Source organism: Xanthomonas citri pv. citri (genome assembly GCF_000961215.1).
Lineage (GTDB): Bacteria > Pseudomonadota > Gammaproteobacteria > Xanthomonadales > Xanthomonadaceae > Xanthomonas > Xanthomonas cissicola.
Map to the genome: position 1 here is coordinate 2,120,050 of NZ_CP008998.1, position 26,835 is coordinate 2,146,884.

Annotated in this window: 27 protein-coding genes; 14 read left to right on the forward strand and 13 right to left on the reverse strand. The window is 65.5% G+C overall.

The window, feature by feature from the left end:
* The first annotated feature begins 43 nt into the window (after window positions 1–43).
* A complete protein-coding gene (locus tag AMD14_RS09790) occupies window positions 44–1,630 on the forward strand; it encodes a calcineurin-like phosphoesterase C-terminal domain-containing protein (protein ID WP_011051174.1) in 1,587 nt (528 codons plus the stop codon).
* A gap of 437 nt (window positions 1,631–2,067) precedes the next feature.
* Here AMD14_RS09790 and AMD14_RS09795 read toward each other — a convergent pair whose 3' ends face one another.
* The 6 genes from AMD14_RS09795 to AMD14_RS09820 form a co-directional block, all read right to left on the reverse strand.
* A complete protein-coding gene (locus tag AMD14_RS09795) occupies window positions 2,068–3,144 on the reverse strand; it encodes a C13 family peptidase (RefSeq protein ID WP_015472243.1) in 1,077 nt (358 codons plus the stop codon).
* Between the two features lie 185 nt (window positions 3,145–3,329).
* Complete coding sequence (gene mtnC / locus AMD14_RS09800; protein ID WP_003486234.1) at window positions 3,330–4,028, reverse strand: acireductone synthase; 699 nt, start codon at window positions 4,026–4,028, stop codon at window positions 3,330–3,332.
* 2 nt (window positions 4,029–4,030) lie between these two features.
* Complete coding sequence (locus AMD14_RS09805) at window positions 4,031–4,597, reverse strand: 1,2-dihydroxy-3-keto-5-methylthiopentene dioxygenase (protein WP_011051176.1); 567 nt, start codon at window positions 4,595–4,597, stop codon at window positions 4,031–4,033.
* A gap of 35 nt (window positions 4,598–4,632) precedes the next feature.
* Window positions 4,633–5,286 (reverse strand): methylthioribulose 1-phosphate dehydratase, encoded by a 654-nt coding sequence (locus tag AMD14_RS09810; protein WP_011051177.1) that lies wholly within the window; start codon window positions 5,284–5,286, stop codon window positions 4,633–4,635.
* A gap of 89 nt (window positions 5,287–5,375) precedes the next feature.
* Window positions 5,376–6,806, reverse strand: a complete 1,431-nt coding sequence (locus AMD14_RS09815) for an amino acid permease (protein WP_003486240.1) — start codon at window positions 6,804–6,806, stop codon at window positions 5,376–5,378.
* Window positions 6,807–6,882: 76 nt separating this feature from the next.
* Window positions 6,883–8,355: an amino acid permease gene (locus tag AMD14_RS09820; protein ID WP_003486242.1), complete on the reverse strand. Its 1,473-nt coding sequence runs from the start codon at window positions 8,353–8,355 to the stop codon at window positions 6,883–6,885.
* Window positions 8,356–8,496: 141 nt separating this feature from the next.
* Here AMD14_RS09820 and AMD14_RS09825 point away from each other — a divergent pair, with 141 nt between their 5' ends.
* A complete protein-coding gene (locus tag AMD14_RS09825; protein WP_062826823.1) occupies window positions 8,497–9,084 on the forward strand; it encodes an NUDIX hydrolase in 588 nt (195 codons plus the stop codon).
* Between the two features lie 163 nt (window positions 9,085–9,247).
* Here the strand turns inward: AMD14_RS09825 and serA are convergent, their stop codons facing one another.
* The gene (serA, locus tag AMD14_RS09830) at window positions 9,248–10,489 is read right to left on the reverse strand and encodes a phosphoglycerate dehydrogenase (protein ID WP_011051180.1); all 1,242 of its coding nucleotides are present in this window, start codon (window positions 10,487–10,489) and stop codon (window positions 9,248–9,250) included.
* A 208-nt stretch (window positions 10,490–10,697) separates the two neighbouring features.
* On the opposite strand from serA, the gene AMD14_RS09835 reads away from it, so the two are divergent.
* Genes AMD14_RS09835 through AMD14_RS09845 form a run of 3 tightly spaced genes read left to right on the forward strand, consistent with a single transcriptional unit; the run spans window position 10,698 to window position 14,300 of the window.
* Window positions 10,698–12,116, forward strand: coding sequence for a D-2-hydroxyglutarate dehydrogenase (locus AMD14_RS09835; protein ID WP_003486248.1), 1,419 nt, complete (start codon window positions 10,698–10,700; stop codon window positions 12,114–12,116).
* Between the two features lie 34 nt (window positions 12,117–12,150).
* Window positions 12,151–12,450, forward strand: coding sequence for a DUF2388 domain-containing protein (locus tag AMD14_RS09840; RefSeq protein WP_005915396.1), 300 nt, complete (start codon window positions 12,151–12,153; stop codon window positions 12,448–12,450).
* Window positions 12,447–14,300, forward strand: a complete 1,854-nt coding sequence (locus AMD14_RS09845; protein WP_011051181.1) for a DUF7844 domain-containing protein — start codon at window positions 12,447–12,449, stop codon at window positions 14,298–14,300. The genes AMD14_RS09840 and AMD14_RS09845 overlap by 4 nt, the downstream gene beginning before the upstream one ends.
* A 228-nt stretch (window positions 14,301–14,528) precedes the next feature.
* Here AMD14_RS09845 and AMD14_RS09850 read toward each other — a convergent pair whose 3' ends face one another.
* The 6 genes from AMD14_RS09850 to AMD14_RS09875 form a co-directional block, all read right to left on the reverse strand.
* Window positions 14,529–14,915 carry a hypothetical protein gene (locus tag AMD14_RS09850; RefSeq protein ID WP_005915400.1) on the reverse strand — a complete coding sequence of 129 codons (387 nt, stop codon included), beginning with the start codon at window positions 14,913–14,915 and terminating at the stop codon, window positions 14,529–14,531.
* Window positions 14,915–15,481, reverse strand: a complete 567-nt coding sequence (gene yeiP / locus AMD14_RS09855; RefSeq protein ID WP_003486255.1) for an elongation factor P-like protein YeiP — start codon at window positions 15,479–15,481, stop codon at window positions 14,915–14,917. The genes AMD14_RS09850 and yeiP overlap by 1 nt, the downstream gene beginning before the upstream one ends.
* A gap of 100 nt (window positions 15,482–15,581) precedes the next feature.
* The gene (locus AMD14_RS09860) at window positions 15,582–16,352 is read right to left on the reverse strand and encodes an SDR family NAD(P)-dependent oxidoreductase (RefSeq protein ID WP_003486257.1); all 771 of its coding nucleotides are present in this window, start codon (window positions 16,350–16,352) and stop codon (window positions 15,582–15,584) included.
* A gap of 135 nt (window positions 16,353–16,487) precedes the next feature.
* A complete protein-coding gene (locus AMD14_RS09865; protein ID WP_011051182.1) occupies window positions 16,488–17,384 on the reverse strand; it encodes a hydroxymethylglutaryl-CoA lyase in 897 nt (298 codons plus the stop codon).
* A 106-nt stretch (window positions 17,385–17,490) separates the two neighbouring features.
* The gene (locus AMD14_RS09870; protein ID WP_045714642.1) at window positions 17,491–17,874 is read right to left on the reverse strand and encodes a VOC family protein; all 384 of its coding nucleotides are present in this window, start codon (window positions 17,872–17,874) and stop codon (window positions 17,491–17,493) included.
* Entirely contained in the window at window positions 17,871–18,668 is a 798-nt protein-coding gene (locus AMD14_RS09875; RefSeq protein WP_003486265.1) for an enoyl-CoA hydratase-related protein, read from the reverse strand. The genes AMD14_RS09870 and AMD14_RS09875 overlap by 4 nt, the downstream gene beginning before the upstream one ends.
* A gap of 114 nt (window positions 18,669–18,782) precedes the next feature.
* Between AMD14_RS09875 and AMD14_RS09880 the strand changes: the two genes are divergently transcribed.
* From AMD14_RS09880 to AMD14_RS09920, 9 genes are all read left to right on the forward strand, one after another.
* Complete coding sequence (locus AMD14_RS09880; protein ID WP_003486267.1) at window positions 18,783–19,031, forward strand: FeoA family protein; 249 nt, start codon at window positions 18,783–18,785, stop codon at window positions 19,029–19,031.
* Window positions 19,028–20,887 carry a ferrous iron transporter B gene (feoB, locus tag AMD14_RS09885; RefSeq protein ID WP_005931040.1) on the forward strand — a complete coding sequence of 620 codons (1,860 nt, stop codon included), beginning with the start codon at window positions 19,028–19,030 and terminating at the stop codon, window positions 20,885–20,887. The genes AMD14_RS09880 and feoB overlap by 4 nt, the downstream gene beginning before the upstream one ends.
* Before the next feature lies 1 nt (window position 20,888).
* Window positions 20,889–21,143: a DUF6587 family protein gene (locus AMD14_RS09890; RefSeq protein WP_011051184.1), complete on the forward strand. Its 255-nt coding sequence runs from the start codon at window positions 20,889–20,891 to the stop codon at window positions 21,141–21,143.
* Window positions 21,144–21,203: 60 nt separating this feature from the next.
* A complete protein-coding gene (locus AMD14_RS09895) occupies window positions 21,204–21,704 on the forward strand; it encodes a hypothetical protein (protein ID WP_015463105.1) in 501 nt (166 codons plus the stop codon).
* Between the two features lie 227 nt (window positions 21,705–21,931).
* Window positions 21,932–23,134 (forward strand): aminotransferase-like domain-containing protein, encoded by a 1,203-nt coding sequence (locus tag AMD14_RS09900; protein WP_015463106.1) that lies wholly within the window; start codon window positions 21,932–21,934, stop codon window positions 23,132–23,134.
* The gene (locus AMD14_RS09905; protein ID WP_015463107.1) at window positions 23,131–23,850 is read left to right on the forward strand and encodes an MOSC domain-containing protein; all 720 of its coding nucleotides are present in this window, start codon (window positions 23,131–23,133) and stop codon (window positions 23,848–23,850) included. Before AMD14_RS09900 ends, AMD14_RS09905 begins: the two co-directional genes overlap by 4 nt.
* 405 nt (window positions 23,851–24,255) lie before the next feature.
* Entirely contained in the window at window positions 24,256–24,972 is a 717-nt protein-coding gene (gene dapB / locus AMD14_RS09910; RefSeq protein WP_005915418.1) for a 4-hydroxy-tetrahydrodipicolinate reductase, read from the forward strand.
* Window positions 24,973–25,211: 239 nt separating this feature from the next.
* The gene (gene carA / locus AMD14_RS09915; RefSeq protein WP_011051188.1) at window positions 25,212–26,387 is read left to right on the forward strand and encodes a glutamine-hydrolyzing carbamoyl-phosphate synthase small subunit; all 1,176 of its coding nucleotides are present in this window, start codon (window positions 25,212–25,214) and stop codon (window positions 26,385–26,387) included.
* Window positions 26,387–26,830, forward strand: coding sequence for a hypothetical protein (locus tag AMD14_RS09920; protein WP_005931060.1), 444 nt, complete (start codon window positions 26,387–26,389; stop codon window positions 26,828–26,830). Before carA ends, AMD14_RS09920 begins: the two co-directional genes overlap by 1 nt.
* The last annotated feature ends 5 nt before the right edge of the window (window positions 26,831–26,835 follow it).

Sequence of the window (26,835 nt, forward strand, 5' to 3'; positions counted from 1 at the left end):
GATGGCATGTACAATTTCCGCTGATCTTCGCGCGGGAAAACGCATGCAACCTCGCTTCGCTTTGTTGGCCATCGGCTTGCTCGCAGCAAGCGCTTACGCGCGCGGCACCACGGTCGATGGCATCGTCTATGAAGAACGCGACGGGCGCGCCGGCCGCAGCGCGGATGAGCCGGGCGTCGCCGATGTGGCGGTTTCCAATGGCGATCAAATCGTACGTACCGACGCACAGGGGCGCTACCGCCTGCCGGTGCGCGACGGGCAGACGGTCTTCGTGATCAAGCCGGGCGACCGCCGCTTTTTGCCCGCCGCCGACGGTCTGCCTGCATTCTGGCGCCACTACGCACCGCGTGGTTCTGCCAAGCATCGGTACAGCGGTGTCGCCGCGACCGGCCGCAACACGCGCAACTGGGATTTCGCGCTGACGCCACGCGCAAACACCGCGGCCGATGGTTTCCAGATGCTGGTGTTTGCCGACAGCCAGACCGCCAGCCTTGCCGACGTTGGCTACTACCAGCGCGACATCGTGCAACCGATCATCGGCAAGACCACCGCCAGGCTGGGCACCACGCTGGGAGATATCGTCAGCGACGATCTAAGCTTGTATCCGGCTTTGAACAAGGTCACCACGCAGCTGAGCGTGCCGTGGTTCCACGTGCCGGGCAACCACGATCTCAACCTGGACGCGCACGACGATGCGCAGTCGCTCGACAGTTGGCATGCGGTCTACGGTCCGGACACCTATGCGGTGGAAGAGGCCAATGCCAGCTTCGTGTTCCTGGACGATGTGATCTACACGCCGGGCGGCAAGCAGGCCTACATCGGTGGCCTGCGCGAAGATCAATTCGCGTTCCTGCAGAATTACCTGGCGCAGCTGCCACGCGACAGGCTATTGGTGCTGGGCATGCACATCCACCTGTTCGATGCAGTGCCGGGACAGGAAACCTTCCGGCATGCCGATCGCCGTCGCCTGTTCGCATTGTTGAAAGAGTTTCCGCATGTATTGGTGCTCAGCGGCCATAGCCACACCCAGCGCCAGGTGGATCACGGTGCGGACGAAGGCTGGCAAGGTGCACGCCCGCTGCACGAGTACAACGTCGGCGCTGCCTGCGGTGCGTTCTGGTCGGGCGCCAAGGATGCCGACGGCATTCCCGATGCGACGATGAGCGATGGCACTCCCAATGGCTATGCGGTGCTGCAGGTTGCCCCCAGCGGCAACTACACGCTGGCTTATCACGCCGCGCGCGCGGCCGACGATGCGCAATTGCTGCTGCACGCGCCCAAGGTACTGCGCAAGGGCGCGTATGCGGCGTGGGGCATCTACGCCAACGTCTTCATGGGCCAGGACGACACCGTGGTCGAGATGCGCATCGATAACGGCGCATGGCAGCCGATGAAGCGGGTAGAGCGTGGCGATCCGCGCGTGCTGGCAGAGAATGTGCGCGACGATGCGGCGGACGCGTTGCGCGGTTACGACCGCTCGCCGGAGGCCACGCCGTCCACGCATCTCTGGCGCGGCGCATTGCCGACCACGCTGGCGGTGGGCGAACACACCGTCCAGGTGCGCGCGACCCTGCCCACTGGGCAATACAGCGCGAGCACGGTGTACCGCCTGCAAGCCGCTGAGCCGTAAGACGGCTTGCAGTGACAGTCGCCTAATGCCCTTCCCCCACAGGCAGAAGGCGCTCAGAAGGGTGGATGAGGGGACGCGCAATGCCTGACATCACCCAATCCTGCGGCACCTCGCGCCAAGCATCCAATCGCACCAAACGGTTGCTTGTTACCTTGCTCTTGATGCAGCGACAGGGCGCTGTGTCTGCGTGATCCAGCATGGACACAAGCGCGGCTGCGACATCGCGACGTTGAAGCATGCGTCAGCTGCGACGCAGCCTCCCTGATCGCCACCAACACAAACGCCTCCACAAGGGAGGCGTGTTGGGATCCGGGCTGGCAGGCGTTGGCGCGCTGGCGAAGATCGGTGCTGGCTGGCGGTTGCTGGCTGGCTGGGCGAGTGTAGCGATGCCCGGTCAGTGCTGCCGAAATGAGAATTAGTCTCAGAAATCGTCGTGGTTATCGCTTGGATGCTGCAGGTGCAGTTGGCGGCGTGGTTGGCGGGTTCGCGAGTGCCGGGGCCTTCGAACCAGGCGCGGCGTCCACGGGCGCATCGTCCGGTGAGTCGGTTGACTCGACGCCCTGGTCCGACTCGGTCTCCATGTCCACTGGCGGATACGGATACGCCACTGCCGGACCGAGATGCACGCCGGCACGCCAGCGCGCCAGCACCGGCGCGATGCGCTTGCCCAACGACTGCTGCGGCAACGAGGGCTGCTCGCCTTCCTGCTTTTCGCGTGCGGTGATGGCGGCTTTGGCGATGTCGAATGCGGCCAATGGGTCGTCGCTCTGGTTCATCGCATCGATCAACCAAGCTTGCCCGAAATAAGTGGCGTTGGAGGTATTGCCGCAACCGAACGAGGGCCGGTCGGCGCGCGCAGCGGTGAGGATCAGCGTTTGCGGCGAACGCAGTGCGGGAATGAAACCTCCCGAATAGCAGGCCGACAGCACGATGACGCGATTGTCGATGCCGGCTTCGTCCAGCGCCTTGCGCAGATCCTGCGGGCTGATGAAATCCTCTTCCTTGTCGTCCACCTGCACGTACAGGCTGTGGTCTTCGGTACCGTGGGTGGTGACGAACAGCAGCAGTGCGTCTTCCTTGCGATCCATATGCTTGCCGATCGCGGCAAGCGTGTCGTAGAGATTGTCGTAGGTCGCCAGTGGGGCGTAGGGATGTTCGCCCAGGTTGTCCGGGTTGTTGACCAGCGTGACCACGCGCCCGCGCGCATCGAAGCGTTGCTCGAACAGCTGCTTGAGGTAGAGCGTCTCGTTGCGGAAGACATCGTCGCTGGCATCGCCGGCAAAACCGACCACGTACAGATCGGTGACGCCTGGGCGCTGCGGTTGCAACGCTTTCAGCGCTTGCGCCAAGGCGGCCTGATCGACCGGATCGGCCTCATCGTGATTCTCGGCAGGCTGAGCCTGTAACGCCGCACCAGCGTCCGGATGGCAGCCGGCCATCAAAGCCACCACGACGATCAGCGTGGAAAGTCGACGCCATACTGCATGTGGTGCGAAAGGGGAATGCAGCGACATGGCGCGCCGAGGTCCAGAGAAGACAGGGTGGAGCGGCGGAGCACGATGCCCGCAGCGCAGACCATCACCCCGACAGAGATGCATGCATGCGGCGCATAGCAGCTGGAACATCTCAGCGGCCTGCGCAGCGCCAACGCCCGATCGCGCTCAAACGGCCAGGAGCGCAATCGGCTTGCAGATCGTGCTTACAGCACCAGCTGGCTGAAACTCTCCACGCGCTGGTGGCTGCCGACCTCGTCGGCCGAACGCGGCGTGGGGTAGTCGTCCAGGCGATCCAGCAGCGCGGTGCGCATGCCGGCACGCTTGGCGGCATCGAGCTCTTCGATCACATCCGACAGAAACAGGATCTCCGGCCCCGGCACGCCAATGCGCTCGGCGATGCGGCGGTAGCTGGCGCTTTCGCGCTTGGGGCCGACTTCGGTATCGAACCAGTCGGTGATCAGTCCGCTCAGGTCGCCCGCGTCGCTGTGCGCGAAGAACAATTTTTGCGCCGGCACCGAGCCGGACGAATACACATACAGCGGGATGCCCGCTGCGTGCCAGGCTTTGAGCTGGATCGCGGCATCGGCGTAGATATGCGCAGTGAAGTCGGCCGTCTTGTAGCCGTCGCCCCAGATCAGGCCCTGCAAGGCCTTGAGCGCGGTGTGCTTGCGGTCCTCGTCGATCCAGGTCTGCAGCGTGGTGATCAGCACCTCGTCCGGCACGTCCTCGCCGATTTCATCGGCCACCTGGTTGAGCCAATGGCGCACCTGCGGATGATTGCCGTGGTCGCGCACGTAGGCCGGCATTGCACGGCGCGCATACGGGAACAAGACGTCCTTGACGAACGAAATGCTGCTGGTCGTACCTTCGATATCGGTGAGGATCGCTTGCGGTCGTGTCATCGTCAGCTGGCCTTGTGAGGTTTCTTGGGGGCGTAGCGGGGGAATTGTTTGGCGATTTCGGTGCCGGTGAAGTGCCCGACCCAGCCGTCCGGCTCGGTGAAGAAGCGGATCGCCACGAAGTGCGGTTCCGGTCCCATGTCGAACCAGTGCAGGGTGCCGTCGGGCACGGCAATCAGGTCGTCCTTGACGCATTCGATCTCGTAAACCTTGGCATCGACGTGCAGCGTGAACAGGCCCGAGCCGGCGACGAAAAACCGCACTTCGTCTTCCTTGTGGAAGTGTTCGTCCAGAAACTTGGCGCGCATTTCTTCGCGCTTGGGGTTGTCCGGCGCGATGCTGACCACGTCCACGGTCTTGAAGCCGCGCTCGGCACTGATGCGGTCGATATCGGCGCGGTAGGCATCCATCACCTGCTCGGGCGTTGCGCCCGGTTCGACCGGCGCGCTGGCATGCCAGCGTTCGAAGGTCACGCCGATCTTGACCAGCTCGGCGGCGATCGCATCGCCGTCGCGGCTATCGAACTCGGGTGTGGCGGGATTGGTGTCGGCAAAGATACGCAGTCGGCTCATGGCGGTCTGGCTACGAATGGGGGGGCGGGCATTACTCAGCGCGTGCCGCGCAGTTTCAGCAGTTCGAGTTCGCAATGCAGCAGGAATTCGAACGCTTCCAGATGACGACGTGCCTCGGCCATGTTGCGGCCCCAGGCATACAGGCCGTGTCCTTCGATGAGATACCCCCACATGCTCTGTTTGTCCAGCAAGGCATCGACCTGCGCGGCCAGCACCTGCATGTCCTGGGTATTGGCGAACACCGGCACTTCCATCGCGGTTTCGTGGGTGGTGTTGCCATCGAAGGCCTTGAGCAGTTCATAGCCTTCCAGCCGAATCACGCCGCTGCCTGCATACAGGCGGGAGGCAATCGTCTGCATCGGCGAGTGCGTGTGCAGTACGCAACCGATCTCCGGGAAACGGCGATACAGCTGGGTGTGCAGCAGGGTTTCGGCAGACGGGCGCAACGGGCGGCCGACGGCCAGGCCATCGAAGTCCACCACCATGATGTCTTCTTCGACCAGGCGACCCTTGTCGCGGCCGGAGACGGTGATGGCCGCGTGCTGTTCGTCCAGACGGTGGGAGAAATTGCTGCTGGTCGCGGGTGTCCAGCCGGCATGGGCCAGCTCGCGGATATTGGCGATCAGCAGATGCGCCAGCTCGTGCAGACGCGCGGCGCTATAGGGCAGGGGGGCAGTGGTCGCATTCATGGACCTATTCTACTGCGCCCCCGGTGCATGGGCAGGTGCAGCGCAGCAGGCGTCGTCCTGCCGCGCCCGACGCCGGATCATGCGTGGGCTCAGCGGCCGTCGCGCAGACGGCTGTGGCGATACCCGTAGCCGAAGTAGATCACCAGCCCGACCAGCGTCCACAGGCCCATCAGCATCCAGTTGTGCAGCGTCATTGCCGACAGCAGCGCAAGGCAGCTCAACACGCCGGCGGTGCAGATCAGCCAGGCGGCCGGCATGCGGAACGGACGCGGCAGTTCCGGGTGCGTGCGACGCAGGATCAGCACGCCGGCGCAGACCGCCGCGAAGGCGATCAGCGTGCCCATCGACGTCAGTTCGCCCAGCACATCCAGCGGGAACACCGCTGCCAGCAGCGCGATGCCGACACCGGTGATGACGGTATTGACATGCGGGGTGCGGTACTTGGGATGGATGCGGGTGAAGATCGAGGGCAGCAGGCCATCGCGCGCAATGATCATGAAGATGCGCGGCTGCCCGATGATCATCACCAGCACCACCGACGACAGCCCGATCAACGCGCCCACTTCCACGACCACGCGCAACCAGGCCAGCTGCGGATGCGCTGCCACCGCGGTCACCACCGGCTCGTCGGTGCCGAGCAAGGTGTACGGCACCAAGCCGGTCATGACCGCCGCCATGGCGATGTAGAGCACGGTGCAGATCACCAGCGACAGGATCATGCCGATCGGCAGGTCGCGTTGCGGGCGATGCGATTCCTGCGCTGCCACCGACACCGCTTCGAAGCCGATATAGGCGAAGAACACCATCGCTGCGCCGCGCAGCACGCCTTCCATGCCGTATTTGCCCGGGCCTTCGTTGGCCGGAATGAACGGGTGCCAGTTGGAGGTGTCCACGTATTTCCAGCCCACCGCGATCACCAGCAGGATCAGGCCGGTCTTGAGGATCACCATGGCCATGTTCATTGCCGACGACTTGCGGATGCCGACATAGCACAGCCAGGTCAGCAGCAGCACGATGCCGGCCGCCGGCAGGTTGGCGATCGCCCCGGTGGGTTGCAATTTGCCGTCCAGCGGCGCGCTGACGAATGCGGCCGGCAGATGGATGTCGAAATGCTCGAGCAGGCTCAAGAAGTAGCCGGTCCAGCTGACCGCCACTGCCGAGGCGGACACGCCGTATTCCAGCACCAGCATCCAGCCGATGAACCACGCGGCCAACTCGCCGAAGGTGGCGTAGGTGTAGGTGTAGGCGCTGCCGGAGACCGGCACCATCGCAGCGAATTCGGCGTAGGCCATCGCACAGAACGCACAGCACACCGCTGCGAGCACGAACGAGAGCATGATCGCCGGGCCGGCATGGTCGGCCGCCGCTTGGCCGGTGATGACGAAGATGCCGCCGCCGATCACCGCCCCAATCCCCAGGGCGGTCAGCCCCCAGGGGCCAAGCGCGCGTTGCAGGCCCAGCCCATCGGCCGCCTCATGGCTGGCGTGCGGGTGTTTGGTGGCCCAAAGTTGTTTGAACATGAAGCGGTTCCGGCTTGGCGCTACGCGCGATCATTGAACAAGAAGACCGGCGTCGCGCGCCGGTCTTGAGAGAAGGTTAGGCCCGTTTCGCGAGGCGACTGTGGTGGATGCCGTAGCCGAAGTAGATCGCCAGGCCAATCACGGTCCAGCCCACGAACACCTTCCAGTGTTCCTGGAAGGCCTGGAAGAACAGGAACAGACAGGCCAACGCGCCCAGCGGGCAGATCACCATCGCCAGCGGCACCCGGAACGGGCGCGCCAGGTCGGGCTTGGTGAAGCGCAGCACCAGCACGCCAGCGCAGACCGTGGCGAAGGCGAGCAGGGTACCCATCGAGACGAGTTCGCCCAGCACGTTCAACGGGATGACCCCGGCCAGCAGCGCGGCGACCACGCCCACGAAGAGCGTGCCGACGTAAGGCGTGCGGAATTTCGGGTGCACCTTGCCGAACAGCTTGGGCATCAGCCCATCCTTGGCCATGGTGTAGAAGATGCGCGGCTGTGCCATCAGCATCACCAGCACCACCGATGACAGGCCGGCGATGGCACCGATTTCCACCGCGGTCTTGAGCCAGGTCAGTTGCGGATGGGCTTCCAGCGCGGTGGCCACCGGCTTGGCGGTGCCGAGCTGGGTGTAGGGCAGCAGGCCGGTCAGCACTGCGCAGACGATGATGTAGATGATGGTGCAGATCGCCAGCGACACCAGGATGCCGATCGGCATGTTCTTCTGCGGGTCCTTGGTCTCGCCGGCCGAGGTGGAAACCGCGTCGAAGCCGATGTAGGAGAAGAACACGATGGACGCGGCGCGAAACACCCCGTCCCAGCCGAACTGGCCAGGGCCGGTATTTTCCGGGATGAAGGGGTGCCAGTTCGCCGGGTCGATATAGGCAATGCCGAAACCCACGAACAGGCAGATCACCACGACCTTGATCGCAACCACGATCGCGTTGGCGAACGCCGACTGAGTGACGCCGACGTAGCACAGGATGCTCACTGCGGCGACGATCAGCACGGCCGGCAGGTTGACCAGGTTGCCGGAGCTGACAAAGCCGTGGCCGTCCCAGGCCAGCGGCGCACCCGCCAACTCTGCGGGGAACGGCAACCCCAGGGTCCCGGTGATGAAGCTGATCAGGTAGGCAGACCAGCCGACCGCAACGCTGGAGCCGGCGAACAGGTATTCCAGCACCAGACACCAGCCGATGAACCAGGCGATGCCTTCGCCGAGCGTGGCGTATGAATACGAATAGGCGCTGCCGGAGACCGGCATCATCGCGGCGAATTCGGCGTAGCACAGGCCGGCGAAGGCGCAGGCGATACCAGCGAACACGAACGACAGCATCACCGCCGGGCCGGCGTGATTGGCCGCGGCCTGGCCGGTCAGCACGAAGATGCCGGCGCCGATCACCGCGCCGATACCGAGCATGATCAGGTGCTTGGCTGTGAGGGTCCGTTGCAACGTGGCTTCGCCTTGCAGGCTACCTTCGACCGGTTCGCCCGCATCGACGTGGCCGGCGGGCTCGATCGGTTTGACCCTCAACAGAGACTTCAGCATTCGGTACATCCCTAAGTGGCAAAGCGCAGGCGCAGGCGCCCGGACGAATTGGTGCGCCGCATCCCGATGGGACAGGCAAGCGGCCTACCTTGCCAAAGCTACACGCTCACGACAAGCGCGTACGCAGCATGAATGGCGATAATGCCCGCCTGGCCCGCACCGGGCGACCGAGAAAGAGCGATGGTGGATGCAACCCTGCAGCAGCAATTGGCGGTCTACCGCCTGCGTTGGCCGGAGGAAGCCGCGCTGACCGAGCAGTTCGCGCAACTGCTGGACGATGCCACCGATCCGTTCGTGCGCGAGCGTGTCGAAGGTCATTTCACCGGCTCGGCGTGGGTGGTGAGCGCCGACGGCACACGCACCTTGCTGACCCATCACCGCAAGCTGCAGCGCTGGCTGCAACTGGGTGGACATGCCGACGGCGACCGCGATCTGGCCCAGGTGGCATTACGCGAAGCGGAGGAGGAATCCGGGCTCGGTGGCCTGCGGCTCGCCGATGGGCAGCTGTTCGATCTGGACCGTCACTGGATTCCGGCGCGCGGCGACGTGGCGGGGCATTGGCACTTTGATGCGCGATACGTGGTGGTGGCCGGTGCGGACGAGGCATTCGAGGTCAGCGAAGAATCGCTGGCACTGGCATGGCGCCCGATTGCCGAGCTGCTTGCCGAGCCCGAGCTCGATCCGTCGCTGCGTCGGATGGCGGAGAAGTGGCTGGAAAGCAGGGATTAGCGATTCGGGATTCGGGATTGGCAGAAGCGGTGGTCCGGCGCCGATCTACCTAGCCGGCCCCCATGTTCTACCTCCTACAGCGTGATTGGACCGGTGAACCCACAGGTTGCCGCGCAGCGCTGTTGCGAATCCCGAATCCCGAATCCCGATTCCCCAATCCCGCTCAATAAAGGATCCGGGTCCGCAAGGTGCCGGTGATCTGCCCCAGCTCGTCCTTCAGTACGCCGGCAAGTTCCTCGCTGGCGCCGACATCGATGACCACGTAGCCCACCTTGGGGTCGGTGCGCAGGAACTGGCCATCGATATTGACGTTATGGCGCGAAAACAGTTCGTTGATCTGCGACAGCACGCCCGGCACGTTGCGATGGATGTGCAGCAAACGCAGGCTTTCAGCGTGCTCGGGCAGGGTGACCTCCGGGAAGTTCACCGCCGACAAGGTGCTGCCGTTGTCGCTATAGCGCACCAGTTTGGCGGCGACCTCGATGCCGATGTTGTCCTGCGCTTCCAGCGTGCTGCCGCCCACGTGCGGGGTCAGGATCACGTTGTCGTGCGCAGTGAGCGGCGATTCGAACGCATCGCCATTGCCCTTGGGCTCGATCGGGAAGACATCCACCGCCGCGCCGCCGATCTGGCCGGAGGTGAGCGCCGCATCCAGCGCGTCGATGTCGATGACGGTGCCACGCGAGGCGTTGATGAGATGCGCGCCGGGTTTCATGCGGGCGATCTCCGGCGCGCCGATCATGTCCTTGGTCGACGGCGTTTCCGGCACGTGCAAGGTCACCACGTCTGCGCGTGCCAGCAGGTCGTCCAGATCGATCGCCGCGCGGGCATTGCCCAACGACAGCTTGGTTTCGATATCGTGGAAGATCACCTGCATGCCCAGCGATTCGGCCAGCACGCCGACCTGGGTGCCGATATGCCCGTAGCCGACGATGCCCAGCACCTTGCCGCGCGTTTCGTGGCTGCCGGCGGCCGATTTCGACCAGCCACCGCGATGGCATTGCGCGTTCTTCTGCGGAATGCCGCGCAATAGCAGGATCGCCTCGGCGATGACCAGTTCGGCCACGCTGCGGGTGTTGGAGTAGGGTGCGTTGAATACCGGGATGCCAGCCAGCTCGGCCGCGTCCAGGTCGACCTGGTTGGTGCCGATGCAGAAGCAGCCGACTGCGATCAGGCGCTTGGCGTGCGCCAGCACGTCGGCGCTCAGCTGCGTGCGCGAGCGGATACCGACGATATGCGCGTCTGCGATGCGGGCGATCAACTCGTCTTCCGGCAGCGATTTGGCGTGCAGTTCGATCTGCGAGTAGCCGGCGGCGCGGAACACGTCCACGGCGGTCGGGCTGATCCCTTCCAGCAACAGCACGCGGATGTCCTGCTTGGGAAACGAGGTTTTCTTCGGCGACATGGGGGAACGCAATGCAGCAATCGGGTCGGCAACTATGCCAGATGGGGTGCGCGATTGGGTGGCCGCAACGCAGTGTTCGCACCGGCCAAGCCCTTGCGGTGCAACGGTTTCAGCTGAATCCAACGCGGCGTCGGCCGGGAGTGCGCCGGCTGGACGAGGCAGGCCGGCGCTGGCACGCTGTGCGGTTCCTACCGCAGCGCCGCGTGCCATGACCGATCCCCGCATCCTTTCGTTGCAACAGGCCGTGCCTGCGTTGCGTTTGAAGACCGAGCCGGCCGACCTGGAGCATTACGGGCGCGACTGGACACGCCGCTGGACGCCGAACCCGCTCGCGATCGCCTTGCCCGGCTCGGTGGAGGAAGTGCAGGCGGTCGTGCGTTGGGCGAACGCGCAAGCCGTGGCGGTGGTGCCGTCGGGCGGGCGCACCGGCTTGTCCGGCGGCGCAGTGGCGGCCAACGGCGAGTTGGTGTTGAGCCTGGAGCGTTTGAACAAACCGCTGGATTTCAACGCAGTCGATCGCACGCTCACTGTGCAGGCCGGCATGCCGCTGGAAGCGGTGCACAACGCCGCGCGCGAGCAGGGGCTGGTGTACCCGGTGGATTTTGCGGCACGCGGCTCGTGCTCGATCGGCGGCAATATCGCCACCAATGCCGGCGGCATCCGGGTGATCCGCTACGGCAATACGCGCGAATGGGTGGCCGGGTTGAAGGTGGTCACCGGTAGCGGCGAGTTGCTGGAACTCAACAATGCGCTGGTGAAGAATTCCAGCGGCTACGACTTCCGGCATCTGATGATCGGCTCCGAGGGCACGCTGGGCATCGTGGTCGAGGCCACGCTGCGGCTGACCGACCCGCCGCCGCCCAGCAATGTGATGCTGCTGGCATTGCCGTCCTTCGACGTATTGATGCAGGTGTTCGCCGCGTTTCGCGCGCAGCTGCGCCTGGAGGCTTTCGAATTTTTTACCGATCGCGCGCTGGAGCATGTGCTTGCGCATGGCGCGCAGGCGCCGTTCGCCGAGGTTCACCCGTATTACGTGGTCACCGAATTCGCGGCAGGCGACGAGGCGCAGGAAGCTGCCGCGATGGCGGCCTTCGAGACCTGCATGGAGCAGGGCTGGGTCAGCGATGGCGTGATCAGCCAGAGCGATGCGCAGGCCGCCCAACTGTGGCGCCTGCGCGAAGGCATCACCGAAGCGCTGGCGCGCTACACGCCGTACAAGAACGACGTGTCGGTGCGCATCTCGGCGATGCCGGCGTTCCTGGCCGAAACCCAGGCGTTGCTGCACGATGCGTATCCGGACTTCGATGTGGTGTGGTTCGGGCATATCGGCGATGGCAACCTGCACATCAACGTGCTCAAACCCGATGCTACCAGCCAGGCCGATTTCGTTGCGGCCTGCGATCAGGTCACCAAGTTGCTGGCGCAGGCCCTGCAGCGTTTCGACGGCAGCATTTCCGCCGAACACGGCATCGGTCTGGTCAAGAAGGCCTATCTATGGAGCACGCGCTCTGCCGAGGAAATCGCCTTGATGCGCGGCATCAAACATGTGCTCGATCCTCATCTTTTGCTGAATCCCGGCAAGCTGTTCGAGACCCATGACGCACCTGCCAACACGCCCGCCGGTTAGTCTTCCAGCACCTTCACACGGAATCGATCAGCCCATGATGCGCTCCCTCGTGTTCTGCGCTTTGACGCTGCTGCCGCTGGCAGCGTTCGCATCCAGCCTGGCCGGCACTTCGGCAGGTGCCTCGTCGGCTGGCTCGTCCAATTCTTCCGGCAGCAGTTCCGGCGACGACAAGGTGGTGGCCGACGCCCGCGAAGATGCGGCCGGCTTTGTCGCCAGCGATGGCGTCATCCGCGGCGCGCGTCTGGAAGCGGCGTTGGTGCAGTTGCGTAGCCGTAGCGACGCGGCGCGGCTGGCCAGCGACCTGGAACTGGCGCAGTCCATTCTGGCCCAGTGAGTCTGCGCCGGTGGTGCGGTTGGCTGCTGCTGGCCGCCTTGATCGCACCGCCGGCGCAGGCCGAACTGTTGTTCGAGGTTGTTCCGTCGGATTTGCCAGCGGCGGAAATCGAAGCAAGTAATGCGCTGGTACAGCAGGTCACGCAGCGATTGCCGCAAGGCTGGGCGCAGCGGATGACCGCCCCGATCCAGCTGCAATGGCGCACCGATCTGCCGGCGCAGGTACACGGCCGTGCAATCGGCAATCGCATCCTGCTCGATCGCGCGCTGTTGCAGGCGTGGAGCGCGCAATCAGACGAAGCACGTTCCGATCGCAACGCGGCTGCCACGCGCGCGGCGATGGCTGCGCTCATACACGAACTGGCGCATGTGCTCGATCGCGGCGCACACAGCGCGTTGTCGCACGATCCGCGCCTGCGCGATCTTGCCGGCTGGCAGGTACGGCCGTGGCGGGTAGGGCGCGGCGCAAATCGGTTCAGCGACCGTAGCCCGGACGCGTACGAACGTCGCAGCCCGGCCGAGTTCGTTGCGGTCAATCTCGAGCATTACGTGCTGGACGGCGACTACGCCTGCCGGCGCCCTGCGCTGGCGGCCTGGTTTGCGCAGCGCCTGGGTACGCCGCAGGGCGCTACGCCCTGCGAGACTGCGTTGCCGTACCTGCAGGCCGACAACGATGCCGGTGCGATGTCGTTGCTGTCGCTGGATCCGGCGCGCGTGTACGCGGTGGACTATCTGCTTGCAGAGGGCAACGAGCAGCCGATGAGCCGCTGGGGCCATAGCATGTTGCGCCTGGTGATCTGTGCACCCGGGCGCGCACCGGGCCCAGCATGCCGGCTGGATCTGCAGTACCACCGTGTGCTGTCGTTCCGCGCGTTCGTGGGCGATGTGCAGATTTCCAGCTGGCGTGGGCTCACCGGCTCGTATCCGTCGCGGCTGTTCGTGCTGCCGTTGAACCAGGTGGTCGACGAATACACCAAGGTGGAATTGCGTGCCCTGTCGTCGGTGCCGCTGACGCTGGCGCCCGATGAGATCGCGGCCCTGCTCAAGCGCGCCGCGCAGGTGCATTGGAGTTACGACGGGCGCTATTACTTCATCGGCAATAACTGCGCGGTGGAGACCTACAAGTTGCTGCATGACGGGGTGCCGCGCCTGGCTGCAGCGAACTTGTCCTCGATCACGCCGCGCGGAGTGCGGCAGCGATTGCAGCGTGCCGGCATCGCCGATCTGCGGGTGCTGGACGACCCTGCACAAGCCATCCGCCAGGGCTATTACTTCGAATCGGCGGCGCATTACCAGGCCATGTTCGATGTCCTTCGGCGCGGCATCGCGGTGCCGCAAACAACTGTCGCGCAGTGGCTGGATGCCGCGCCCCAGGTGCGCGCGCAATGGTTCGAACGCGGCGGCCTGCGCGAGACTGCAGCGGCATTGTTGCTGGAACAGGCGGCCCTGCGTCGTCAGGAATTACTGGCGCGCGATGCGCTCAAGCGCCTGTTGCAACCGGGCATGGCCGCGCGCGACGCGGTGCAGGGACAGCTGCAAGCGCTGTTCGCGCGCCAGGCGCAACTCAGTCGTCCGGCGGTGCTGCTGGGCAGCGCGGGGTATGGCTTGCCGCAAGCGGACGAGCAGCAACAGCTGAGCGCGCGCGTGGCGCGGGAAAGCGCGGTGTTGGTCGGCGGCTGGAAACAGCTGCAGGTGGCTGGACGGCAGCAACTGCCGGCCAACGTGCGCAATGGATTGGAGCAGGGCGAAGCGAATGTGGAACGTTTGCGTGCGCGCCTGCGCGTGCTTGCGCGCGGTGATGCGGCCGCCGCCGATGTGCTCGCCCCCGCGCATGCGCAATCGCGACCCTGATTGGAACGGATGAACTGCTTGGCCCTCTCCCATTGGAGAGGGTTGGGGTGAGGGTAGGGCAGCCAGCAGTCTCCCGAATTGCCTCGCCCTCATTGAGGGGGCGGCGCGCCATCTTCTCGCGGCGAGAAAGAAAGGGCGGCAGTCCGCAGCTGTGAGTCCTGACGACGCTGCGACCAGCAGGAGTAACCCATCGCATCGGCACACAGCTGTCATCTCAGCCGATGTATCTCAGCCGGCTGGTTGCAGATCCGCTTGCTTTGCATACTGACGCAGCCATTGGCTGACATGCGCATCGTTGCGGTACTGCTGCATCAACTTGGCCAGGCGTGCCGGTGCCGGGGTGCAGAACTGTGCCACGGCCACTTCGATCTCATGCCGGCGGTCGGCGTCATACGGCTCTTCGCCGGCGAAGTGCTCGCAGGTGTCGTAGTCCTCGACCAGTTTGCGCACCTCCTCGGGCATGCCGCACAGGCCTGCCGGATGCTGCAGCCATTCCTCTTCCACCTTGGGATCGGTGCAGGCCACCGGCGCAGGCGTTGCGGCCTGCGTCGGTGCTTGCTGCACGCTGCAGGCCGCCAGCACACCTACGGCCACGACAACAGCCACGCGACGCATCAGTCGGCGCGACCGGCAAATTCGCCCGTGGTGGTGTTGACCAGCACGCGTTCGCCGTTGGTGATGTACTCGGGCACCATGATTTCCATGCCGGTGTTGAGCTTGGCCGGCTTGGGCCGCTTGGTGGCGGTGCCGCCCTTCAATTCCGGCGGAGTCTCCACCACTTCCAGCGTCACCGTCTGCGGCAGTTGGACGGCCACCGGCTGCTCGTCGATCACTTGCACATAGATGCCGGTCAGACCATCGGTGATGTAGCCGGCGTCGGTGCCGATCACGTCCGCATCCAGCGTGTACGGGGTGAAGTCTTCGTCGTCCATGAACACGAACGCCTCGCCGTCCTTGTACGAGAACGTGGACTGCCGGCGCAGCAGCTCGACTTCCGGCAGGTTGTCGTCGGCATCGAAGCTGGCATCGGTTTTCACCCCGCCCGGCACGCTGTACATGATGAAACGAAAGCGCACATTGCCGCCGCGGCCCTGCGGCGAGCTGCGTTCGATGTCGCGGATCTGGTAAATGCCGCCGTTGTATTCGACGACGTTGCCTTTCTTGATGTCGTTGGCTTTCATGGGAATCGGGAGTAGGGAATGGGGAATCGAAAAACCGGGGTCCGGGGTGCTGAGAGCAGGGCGCCGTTACGATTCCCCATTCCCGATTCCCCAATCCCCGCTACTTGGGCGCCAACCGCACGCCGCCGTCCAGGCGGATCACTTCGCCATTGAGGTAGCGGTTGCGCAGGATGAAGGCGACGGTGTCGGCGTATTCGTCGGGCTGGCCGAGGCGCGAGGGGAACGGGATGGAGGCGGCCAGCGATTGCTGCACGGCCTCGGGCATGCCGTCGACCATCGGGGTCCAGAACACGCCCGGCGCGATCGTCATCACGCGGATGCCGAAGCGGGCCAGTTCGCGCGCCATCGGCAAGGTCATGCCGACCACGCCGCCTTTGCTCGCCGCATATGCTGCCTGGCCGATCTGTCCCTCGAATGCGGCGACCGAGGCGGTATTGACGATCACGCCGCGCTCGCCGTCATCGCCGGTGGTGTTGTGTTGCATGACATCGGCCGCGGCCTTGGCCACATTGAAGCTGCCGACCAGATTCACCAGCACGGTGTTGCGGAAGGTGGCCAACGGCATTGGCGCTTCCTTGCCCAATACGCGGCCGGCGCCGAGGATGCCAGCGCAATTGACCACCAGATTCAATCCGCCCAGCGCCTGCGCGGCTTGCGCCACATTGGCCGCGACCTGGGCCTCATCGGTGACATCGGTGGCGAGGTAATGCGCGTTGCCGGCACCGAGCAGCGCCAGCGCCGCCTCGGCCTTGTCGGCGTTGACATCGAACAGCGCGACCTTGCCGCCGTCGGCCACGAGACGCTGTGCGACAGCCAGGCCGAGGCCGGAGACGCCGCCGGTCACGATGGCAAGGACAGAAGATGGCTGCATGCGGTGGTTCCCTGAGTCGCGTTGATGGCCGGTGGTGGCGGCAAACGAACGATCGGCGGAGCGGTCGGCCATTCTAGCCCAAGCCCCTGCGTGATCGCGGTGGTAGGTGATGCACGATGCGCGGGCAGGCAGATCTCAGCCGGCGGCAGCCAACGCCTTGCCGACCTTGCTGCCGGTGTCGCGACCGAGCAGCCGCGCCAGCCAGCGGCCGGTGCGGGCCAGGGCGGGCAGGTCGATGCCGGTGGGCATGCCCAGCCCCTGCAACAGGTACACCACGTCTTCGCTGGCCACGTTGCCGCTGGCGCCCCTGGCATACGGGCAGCCGCCCGCACCGGACACGGCCGCATCGATCACGCGTACGCCTTGCTCCAGGCAGGCCGCGATATTGGCCAGCGCCTGCCCGTAGGTATCGTGGAAATGCACCGCCAACGCCGGCATCGGCACGGCCTGCGCCACTGCGGCCAGCATCCGACGCGCCTTGACCGGCGTGCCCACGCCAATGGTGTCGCCCAGCGAGATTTCATAGCAGCCGAGCGCGTGCAGACGTTGCGCCACATCCACCACGTCGGTCACCGGCACCTCGCCCTGGTACGGGCAGCCCAGCACGGTGGAGACGTAGCCGCGCACGCGTATCCCATCGAGCGCGGCCTGCTGCAGGATTGGCCGAAACCGTTCGATCGATTCGTCGATGCCGGCGTTGGTATTGGTGCGATTGAACGCCTCCGATGCTGCGGTGAATACCGCCACTTCCTGCGCCCCCGCGGCGCGTGCGCGTTCGTAGCCCTGCAGGTTGGGTACCAGCACCGGATATTCGATGCCCGGCGCCTGCGCGATGCCGGCAAACACCTCGGCGGCGTCGGCCAGCTGCGGTACCCAGCGTGGGCTGACGAAGCTGGTCGCTTCGATCGTGCGCAGCCCGGTGGCCGAGAGTTGATCGATCAACGCGATCTTGTCGGCAGTGGCGATCGGCTGCGCTTCGTTTTGCAGGCCATCGCGTGGGCCAACTTCGACAATGCGGACGAAGTCGCTCATGCGCTCACATCGCGGCGCGCATGACCGCATACAGGCATCGCCACAACCGCATGCGTGGTGGCGGCCGAATGCGCGAATAAGGAATCCAGGGACATCGGAAAGAGACTCATGCGGGGAGGTGGCAGACCGCTTCGCAATTGTGGCCATCAGGGTCGAGCACGAAGGCGCTGTAATAGTCTGGGTGGTAATGCGGGCGCAGGCCGGGGGCGCCGTGATCGCGGCCGCCGGCGGCCAGCGCAGCACGATGAAACGCATCGACGCTGTCGCGGTCGGTCGCCGTCAGCGCGACATGGGTGGTGCCCGGCGTCTGCGCGTGGGAGCCCAGCCAGAGAAACGGGCGTTCGGTGCCGAAGCCGGCATGCGCGCGGCCGCCGGTCTGCGCGGCCGTCAGTTCCACCAGCAGCGCGATGCCCAGGGGCGCGAGCGCGGCCTGGTAGAACGCGGTGCTGGTTTGCGGATCGCTGCAGGCCAGGCCGATATGGTCGATCACGCCATGCTCTCCGGCACCCACGCGGCGCTGCGCTTGTCGAGGAACGCCCCCAGGCCTTCCTGGCCTTCGGGCGACACGCGCAGACGGGCAATCAACGCCGCATTGGCGGCATCGATGGCATCGCGGTCGGCAGGTGGCAGCACCGAGCGCACCAGCGCCTTGGCGCTGCTGGTGGCCAGCGGCGCTGCAGCCAGCAGCAGACGGACCTGCCGCTCCACGGCGATATCCAGCTGATCGGCGGCCACCAGTTGGTGCAGCAGACCCAGCAACTGCGCGGTGCCGGCATCGAAGATCTCGGCGGTTGCGAACCAGCGCCGCGCCTGGCGCGCACCGATCGCTGCAACCACATAAGGCGAAATGACCGCCGGCAGCAGGCCGAGCTTGCTCTCGGTCAGGCCGAAGCGCGCCTCGGTACAACCGATGGCGATATCGCAACACGCCACCAGGCCGACACCACCGCCGAAGGCGGCCCCGTTGACGCGCGCGATGGTGGGCTTGGGCAGTTCATCCAGGGTGCGCATCAACTGCGCCAGCGCCAGTGCGTCGGCGGCGTTCTCCGCTTCGTTGGCGCTGGCCATGCCGCGCATCCAGTTCAGGTCTGCGCCGGCCGAAAAGGCCGCGCCATCACCGGTCAGCACGACGATGCGGATCTGCGAGGCCCGGCCAGCCTCGCGCAATGCATCGGTCAGCGCGGCGATCAGCGTCGCATCGAAGGCGTTGTGGACTGCGGGGCGATGCAATCGCAAGGTGCGGACCGCTCCGTGGTCTTCGACAATCAAGCCGGTGTCCTGCATTGCGTACGTCCATGAATGGGATGCGAACCATGATAGCGGGCCGGGTCGCCGGAGCCATGACGCGGTGCGTCGATGCTAGAATTGAGAACCATTCCTAACAATCAGGCCGTCTTTGTGACGCTGTCCGACATGCCTTTGCATCGCGCCGCCATCGTGGATTCCGTGGAGGATCGTCTCCCCAACGACACGATCGCCCGGCGCTTGCGGGAGTTGGGGTTTGTCGCAGGCGAGGAAGTCACAGTGCTGGCCACCGGGCCGGTCGGTCGCGAGCCATTGTTGGTGCAGGTGGGCTACACGCGTTTTGCCCTGCGCCGCAGCGAGGCTGCGCGCGTGCAGGTGCGCCATGCGGGAGGATCGGCATGAGCGCGGCCAGCGTTCCGCTGCGTCTGGCGCTGGTTGGCAACCCCAACAGCGGCAAGACCGCACTGTTCAACCAGCTCACCGGTAGCCGGCAAAAAGTGGCCAACTACACCGGCGTCACCGTCGAGCGTAAGGAAGGGCACTTCCGCGCACCGTCGGGGCGCGACTTTGCGGTGCTGGATCTGCCCGGCGCCTACAGCCTGCAACCGGCGAGCCTGGACGAGGCCATCACCCGCGACCTGTGCCGTGGCTTTTATCCGGGCGAGCCGGCGCCGGATGTGCTGGTCTATGTGATGGACGCGACCAATCTGCGCCTGCATCTGCGCTTTGCGTTGGAGCTGCGCGAGCTCGGCCGACCGATGATCGTGGCGCTGAACATGATGGATGCCGCACAGCGGCGCGGCATTGTCATCGACCTGCCGGCGCTGGAGCAGGCGCTCGGCGTGCCGGTGGTCGAAACGGTGGCGGTGCGGCGCGGTGGTGCCAAGGTGCTGGTCGAGCGACTCGATGCGCAGGCGGCGCGCCTGGCGGCGCCCGCCGCCAATCCGCCGGCCGACGGTAATTATCACGCGCTGGTGCGGCAGATCCTGGGCGCAGCGGTGACCATGCCCACCCGCACCTCGCGCGTGGACGATGCGCTGGACCGCTGGCTGGTGCATCCGATCTGGGGCCTGGTCACGCTGGCGGTGGTGATGTTCCTGATCTTCCAGGCGGTCTATGCCTGGGCTGCGCCGGTCATGGACCTGATCGACGGCGGCACCGCTGCCTTGGGCGATTGGGTCGGCGCGACCCTGCCGGAAGGTCCACTCAACAGCTTGCTCAAGGATGGCGTCATCGCCGGGCTGGGCGGGGTGATCGTGTTCCTGCCGCAGATCCTGATCCTGTTCGCCTTCATCCTGGCATTGGAAGAATCCGGCTATCTGCCACGTGCGGCGTTTCTGCTCGATCGCATGATGTCGGTGGCCGGTTTGTCGGGGCGCTCGTTCATTCCGCTGTTGTCGAGTTTTGCATGTGCGGTGCCGGGCATCATGTCCACGCGCAGCATCCAGGACCCGCGCGACCGGCTCGCCACCATCATGGTCGCGCCGCTGATGACCTGTTCGGCGCGGCTGCCGGTGTATGCGTTGTTGATCGGCGCCTTCATTCCGCAGAAGACCGTGTGGGGCATCTTCAACCAGCAGGGGCTGGTGCTGTTCGGTCTGTACGCTGCGGCTATCGTCAGTGCGCTGCTGGTCTCGTGGACGATGAAGAAATGGCGGCGCGACAAGAGCGAGCACCCGTTGATGCTGGAGCTGCCGTCCTATCGCGTCCCGCAGGTGCGCGATCTGGCGCTGGGGCTGTGGGAGCGCGCATGGATCTTCCTCAAGCGCGTGGGCGGCATCATCCTGGCGCTGACCATCCTGCTGTGGTTCCTGCTGTCGTTTCCCGAGGCGCCGGCCAATGCCACCTTGCCGGCAATCGACTACAGCTTCGCCGGTCGTATCGGTCACGCAATGGCAGTGTTCTTCGCACCGCTGGGCTTCAACTGGCAGATCTGCATCGCGTTGATTCCCGGCCTGGCTGCGCGCGAAGTGGCGGTGGCCTCGCTGGCCACGGTGTACGCGTTGTCCGCTGCCGACGACGACGCGGCAGCCCAGGCGCTGTCGCCGCTGATCAGCGACGGTTGGTCGCTGGCCACCGCGTTGTCGCTGCTGGTCTGGTACATCTACGCGCCGATGTGCATCTCCACGCTGGCCACGATCAAGCGCGAAACCAACTCGTGGAAGCAGATGACCATCAGTGCGGTGTACCTGTTCGCGCTGGCCTACCTGGCGTCGCTGGTGACCTACCAGCTGGCCGTGCTGCTGGGAGCCGGCTGAGATGACGCTTCCGCTCACGCTGCAATACCTGGTGATCGCCATCGCAGTGCTGGTCAGCCTGTGGGTGGTGATGAAGAAACAGTTTCCCGGTGTATTGCGTCGCCTGCGTGGCGCGCTTGCGCTTGGGCTGCTGCGCCGCGGGCGGCCGGCATGGATGCAGGCACTGGGGCGTCGCGTGGCGCCGCCTGCCGCCCAAAACGTCTCGGCCTGCGGCGGTTGCGACAGCTGCGGCCCGACACCGCCCCGCAGCCACTGATCCCCGGCGTCTGGTCTACACTTGCGCGGCCGCAGGACGCGGCCAGACAAGGGGGCGGTGATGCGTTTGCTGGTGTTGTTGGCGGTGCTGGCCGCCGTTGCGGGTGTTTATCACCATGGCGGCAACGCGCTCGACGAGAAGCAGGTGCGCGATTTCTATGCCGCGCACGACAAGGCGATGTTGAGGCAGGACGGCGAAGCGCTCTGCGCGATGACCGCGCCGGAATTCGAAATGGTGATGCTGTACCGCATGGACTCGCATCAGCAGCGGCAGACCGCCAACCGCGAGAAATATTGCAAGTCCAACGGCGAATGGGCACAGGTGCTGCGGCAGATGAGCCACGTGGCCGATCCGGAAGAGCTGATCGACTATAAGCAGTCGATCACCAAGATCGACCTCGCCGCGGACCAACAATCGGCGATGGTCGAAACCCGCGCCACGCTCGGTCTGCCGGGCGTGCGCATGACCTTTCGCACACGCGACAAGGTGATCCGCAAGCGCTGGAAGACGCTCATCGCCCACAGCGAAGGCACTGCCTGGGTCGGCCCGGCGTATCAATAAGCGCAGTTGACCAAACGACTGCGCTGGCTGCCCGGTGGCGCGATCGTCGCTGGTTGCGGCTTGTGTCGTGCGGCCAGGGCAGCTGCAGTGCACCCTGCACGGTTGCCTGGTGATGGCCGGCGACGTGCTGCCGGCCTTTGGACTCCGTGCCGGGCGAGGCAAGCGGTCAGCGATCCGTCGCTGCACTGCACAGCGCCGCAGCCACTTGCGTTCGCTATGCTTGCGCCATGACAACTTCCTTCCAGATCTCCCGACGTGCGCAGGCGCTGACCAGTTCGGCGATTCGCGAAATCCTCAAGGTGACCGAACGGCCGGAGGTCATTTCCTTCGCCGGCGGCCTGCCGTCGCCGGCCACCTTTCCCGTGGAGCGCATGCGCGCAGCCAGCGACCAGGTGCTGCGCGACGCCCCGCAGGCGGCACTGCAATACGGCCCAACCGAAGGTTATGCGCCGCTGCGCGAATGGGTGGCCGCGCGGCTGAGTCGCGATGGCGCCAGCATCCGGCCCAGCCAGGTGCTGATCACCACCGGCTCGCAACAAGGCCTGGACCTGCTCGGCAAGGTCTTCATCGACGAAGGCAGCAAGGTGTTGGTGGAAACGCCGAGCTACCTGGGCGCATTGCAGGCGTTTTCGTTGTTCCAGCCGGCATTCGTCGGCATGCCTTCGGACGAGGGCGGCGTGGTGGTGGATGCGCTGGATCCGTCGCTGCTGGCCGATGCGCGCTTTCTGTATTGCCTGCCGAATTTCCAGAATCCCACTGGCCGGCGCTTGCCGTTGGCGCGTCGCCAGGCCTTGGTGGCACGCGCGGCCGAGGCAGGCGTGCCGATCGTCGAAGACGACCCGTATGGCGAGCTGTACTACAGCGGGCAACCGTTGCCGAGTCTGTTGTCGATGAACCCGGAAGGCGTCATCTACATGGGCTCCTTTTCCAAGGTGCTCGCGCCCGGCCTGCGGCTGGGCTATGTGGTGGCGCCCGAAACGGTGCTGGGAAAACTGATCCAGGCCAAGCAGGCGGCCGATCTGCACACTCCATCGTTCACGCAGCGCGTGGTGTACCAGACGCTGCAGGACGATTTTCTCCAGACCCATATTCCGCAGATCCGTGCGCTGTATGCGCGTCAGTGCAGCCTGATGCTGGAGGCGCTGGACCGGCACTTCCCGCCGCAGGTGCAGTGGAATCGCCCGGAGGGCGGCATGTTCTTGTGGGTGACCTTGCCGCCGGGTCTGGACGGGACCGCGTTGCTGGCGCGGGCCATCGCGCGCAATGTCGCGTTCGTTCCCGGCGCGCCGTTCTTCGCCACCTTGCCGCAGACCAATACGCTGCGCCTGTCGTTCGTCACCGTGCCCGGCGAGAAGATCGATGCCGGCATCCAGGTGCTGGGGGAGCTGTTGCGCGAGGCGCTGGCCGAGTCGCCAGGGTTGGGCGGGTGACGGTGGCGACGGCGGAGCAGGGTGCGCCGATCGCGATCAGGATCGATCATGTTGCCATCGGCAGCGCGCGCGACTTCACTCGCCCTGGCAGCCGCAGCGCGATCGACAAGCGCGCGCTGCAGGGAGTGGTGCAGGTGGGCCTCGAAGGCCTGGAGGGCGACGAACAAGGCGACCGGCGCGTGCATGGCGGGCCGGACAAGGCCATCCATCATTACCCGCGCGATCACTACGCTGCCTGGCGCGATGAACTTGGTCCGCACGTATTGCTTGAGGCTGCAGGTGCGTTTGGCGAAAACCTCAGCAGTGTGGGCGTGACCGAAGCCGATGTCTGTCTCGGCGATCGCTTCACCTTGGGCACGGCGGTGGTGGAGGTGTCGCAGTTGCGACAACCGTGCTGGAAGCTGTCGGACCGTTTTGGTGTGCGCCAGCTGGCGCGGCGGGTGCAGGAGACCGGCCGTACCGGCTGGTATTACCGCGTGCTGCAGCCGGGCAGCGTCGCGGCCGGCGACCTGCTGACCCTGCAGGCGCGGCCGCATCCGGATTGGCCGCTGTCGCGTCTTCAGCAGGTGCTGTACGCGCGCCAGGTCGATGTTGCAGTTGTCACCGCGGCATTGCAGCTGCCGCTCGTGCCGTCCTGGCGCGCGCTTTTCGAACGCCGCCTGCAGCGCAGCGAAGTGGAAAGCTGGAGCAAGCGGCTGGATGGTATTGGCGACTGAGGAGGGATAACAAGACTACTGCGTAGTGTCAGGCGGATGTGGTCGCTGCGTACGTCGGCCAGTACAGCACGTGCACGCGCTTGCGCCGCGCAGTCCGCGCCTGCATGACGATTGCGCGCTATGTTGCGATAGCCACGCGGAGAGCGGCCGACATCATCGCCTCATAGGGTTGGCTGCGTGCCGGCTTGCGGAATCGGCAGAGTCCAGTCGCATCTGCGGCTCTCCGTTCGGCAGTACATCTCCAGGAACCGTTCGCCACGCCTCGCCCGCCTCGAAAGTAACCGGTCGCATCACTGCGCAACGCCGCATCGCGCGCAATGGGGCACCGCAGTGACGAATCGCTAATCCCAGATCCCCAATCCCGGCTATCGTGTACCACCCACATCGCCAAGCCAGCCTGCCGCCATGACAACCTCTGCTGTGAAAGTTCTGATCCACGGCGCCTCCGGGCGGATGGGCAAGGCGTTGCTGCGATTGGCTGCCGAAGACCAGACCTTGCAGGTGGTCGGCGCCGTGGTGGGCCGCTCGCCCTCCCAGCGCGTGGTCGATGGGGTGCCGTTTTTCGCTGCCAGCGAACTCGGCGGCGCGCCTGCGTTCGATGTGGCGATCGACTTCAGTTTGCCGCAGGGCTTCGCACCGATCCTGGCGTTGTGCGCGCAGCGCGGCAAGCCGCTGGTGTCCGGCACCACCGGGCTCGACGAGGCGCAGCGTGCGGCCTTGCGCGATGCCGCCCAGCAGATTGCGCTGGTCTGGGCGTCCAACTTCAGTCTGGGCGTTGCGGTGCTGACAGAGCTGGTGGAGCGCGCGGCCGGCACCTTGCCGGGGTGGGACTGCGACATCCTCGAATCGCATCACGTGCACAAGCAGGACGCGCCCTCCGGCACTGCATTGACGCTGGGCGAGGCGGCGACCGGCAGCGGCGCGCAGCCGCGCTATGTCAGCTTGCGTGCCGGCGACATCGTTGGCGAGCACACCGTGCAGTTCACCGGGCTGGGCGAGCGGGTCGAGCTGGTGCACCGCGCGACCAACCGCGACATCTTCGCGCGCGGTGCCTTGCATGCGGCCAAGCGGCTGATCGGCAAGCCGGCAGGCAGCTACCGCGTACGCGATCTGGTGCTGTAGGCGCGCCGCAGCCATGCATGAACGGTAGCCGCACGTCGCGGCCTATTCATGCCTCAACGTTGATGCCGTGACGGCATCCGATGCTCTTCAGACTGGCATGGCGGGGCAGTTGCCTTTACAATTCTCGCTTGCCCGAACCAGCGTCGGACCGGTCCCCAGCACCGCGTCCGCGCTTTGCTGCAACCGGAATTTGGCCGGGAGCGCATCGGAGTCCCAGGCAGCCAGAGCGAGACCCCCACGTGACCCAACCCGCAATCCTTGTCCTCGAAGACGGCACCGTGTTCGAGGGCGAATCCGTAGGCGCCAACGGGCTTTCCGTCGGTGAAGTGGTGTTCAACACCGCCATGACCGGCTATCAGGAAGTCCTGACCGATCCCTCCTACGCCCGCCAGATGGTCACGCTGACCTATCCGCATATCGGCAACACGGGCTTCACCGATCAGGACGACGAAGCCCGCAAGATCTGGGCGGCCGGCCTGATCGTGCGCGATGTGCCGCGCCGCCCCAGCAACTGGCGCAGCCAGGTGGCCTTGCCGGAATGGCTGCAGGCCCGCGGTGTGGTCGCCATCTCCGGCATCGACACCCGCAAGCTGACCCGCCTGCTGCGGCAGAAGGGCGCCCAGAACGGTGCGCTGATGGCCGGCGACATCGACGTCGAAAAAGCGCTGGAAGCCGCACGCAAATTCCCCGGCCTGAAAGGCATGGATCTGGCCAAGGTGGTCTCGACCGAGAGCACGTACAACTGGAAGGAAGGCTCGCTGGATCTGAACTCAGACAGCTTTTTGGGTCTGGGTGCGTTGAATATTGGAAAGTCCGCACATGCAAGTGCGGGCTCTGGCGAGGAACTCGCATTCAAGGTCGTGGCCTACGACTACGGCGTGAAGCTCAACATCCTGCGCATGCTGGCCGAGCGCGGCTGCGACGTCACCGTGGTACCGGCGCGCACGCCGGTGGCCGAGGTGTTGGCGCTGCAACCCGATGGCGTGTTCCTGTCCAACGGCCCGGGCGACCCGGAGCCGTGCGACTACGCGATCGATGCGATCAAGGAACTGATCGCGCAGAAGGTGCCGACCTTCGGCATCTGCCTGGGCCATCAGCTGCTGGCGCTGGCCGCTGGCGCCAAGACGCTCAAGATGACCACCGGCCATCACGGCGCCAACCACCCGGTGCAGGATCTGGACGGCGGCCGGGTGATGATCACCTCGCAGAACCATGGTTTTGCAGTGGATGAAAGCACCTTGCCGGCCAATGTGCGGGTGACCCATCGGTCGCTGTTCGATGGCACCAACCAGGGCATCGCGCTGACCGACGCACCGGCGTTCTCGTTCCAGGGCCATCCGGAAGCCTCGCCCGGCCCGCGCGATGTGGGGCCGTTGTTCGATCGGTTCGTGGATCTGATGGCGGCACGCGCCTGATGAAAACAGGGCTGGCCTCGCTGCCGCGCACACGCCATTGGCGGGTGTTTGCGTTGGCGATGCTGGCGCTGTCGATGTATCCGGCGTTCGTGTTGATTGCGGTGTATTCGCAGTGGTTGGGTTCCGGCCTCCCCGGCGGGCGCAACGGCCCGGCCGATGCCTACCGACACAGCCTTGCGAGCGCCATCGTCGCCTACACCTTGTCTCCGCGTTGCGTGGATTGGGTGACTGCCGTGATGGAACGCGGTGGCGTTGGCACGCCGAGCCGCGCGATGGATGCGCATAACAACGGGATTGGCGCGCGCATCGGCGCCGCCGCTCCCAGCTGGGCCGCGATGCAGCGAGAGGTTCGCGCCGCGGTCGACCATGGCGCGATCGATGCCCGATCGCCCGACCAAATTACCTGGCTCGCCGCTACGGCGTGGCAGGACCGACTTTACTGAGGACC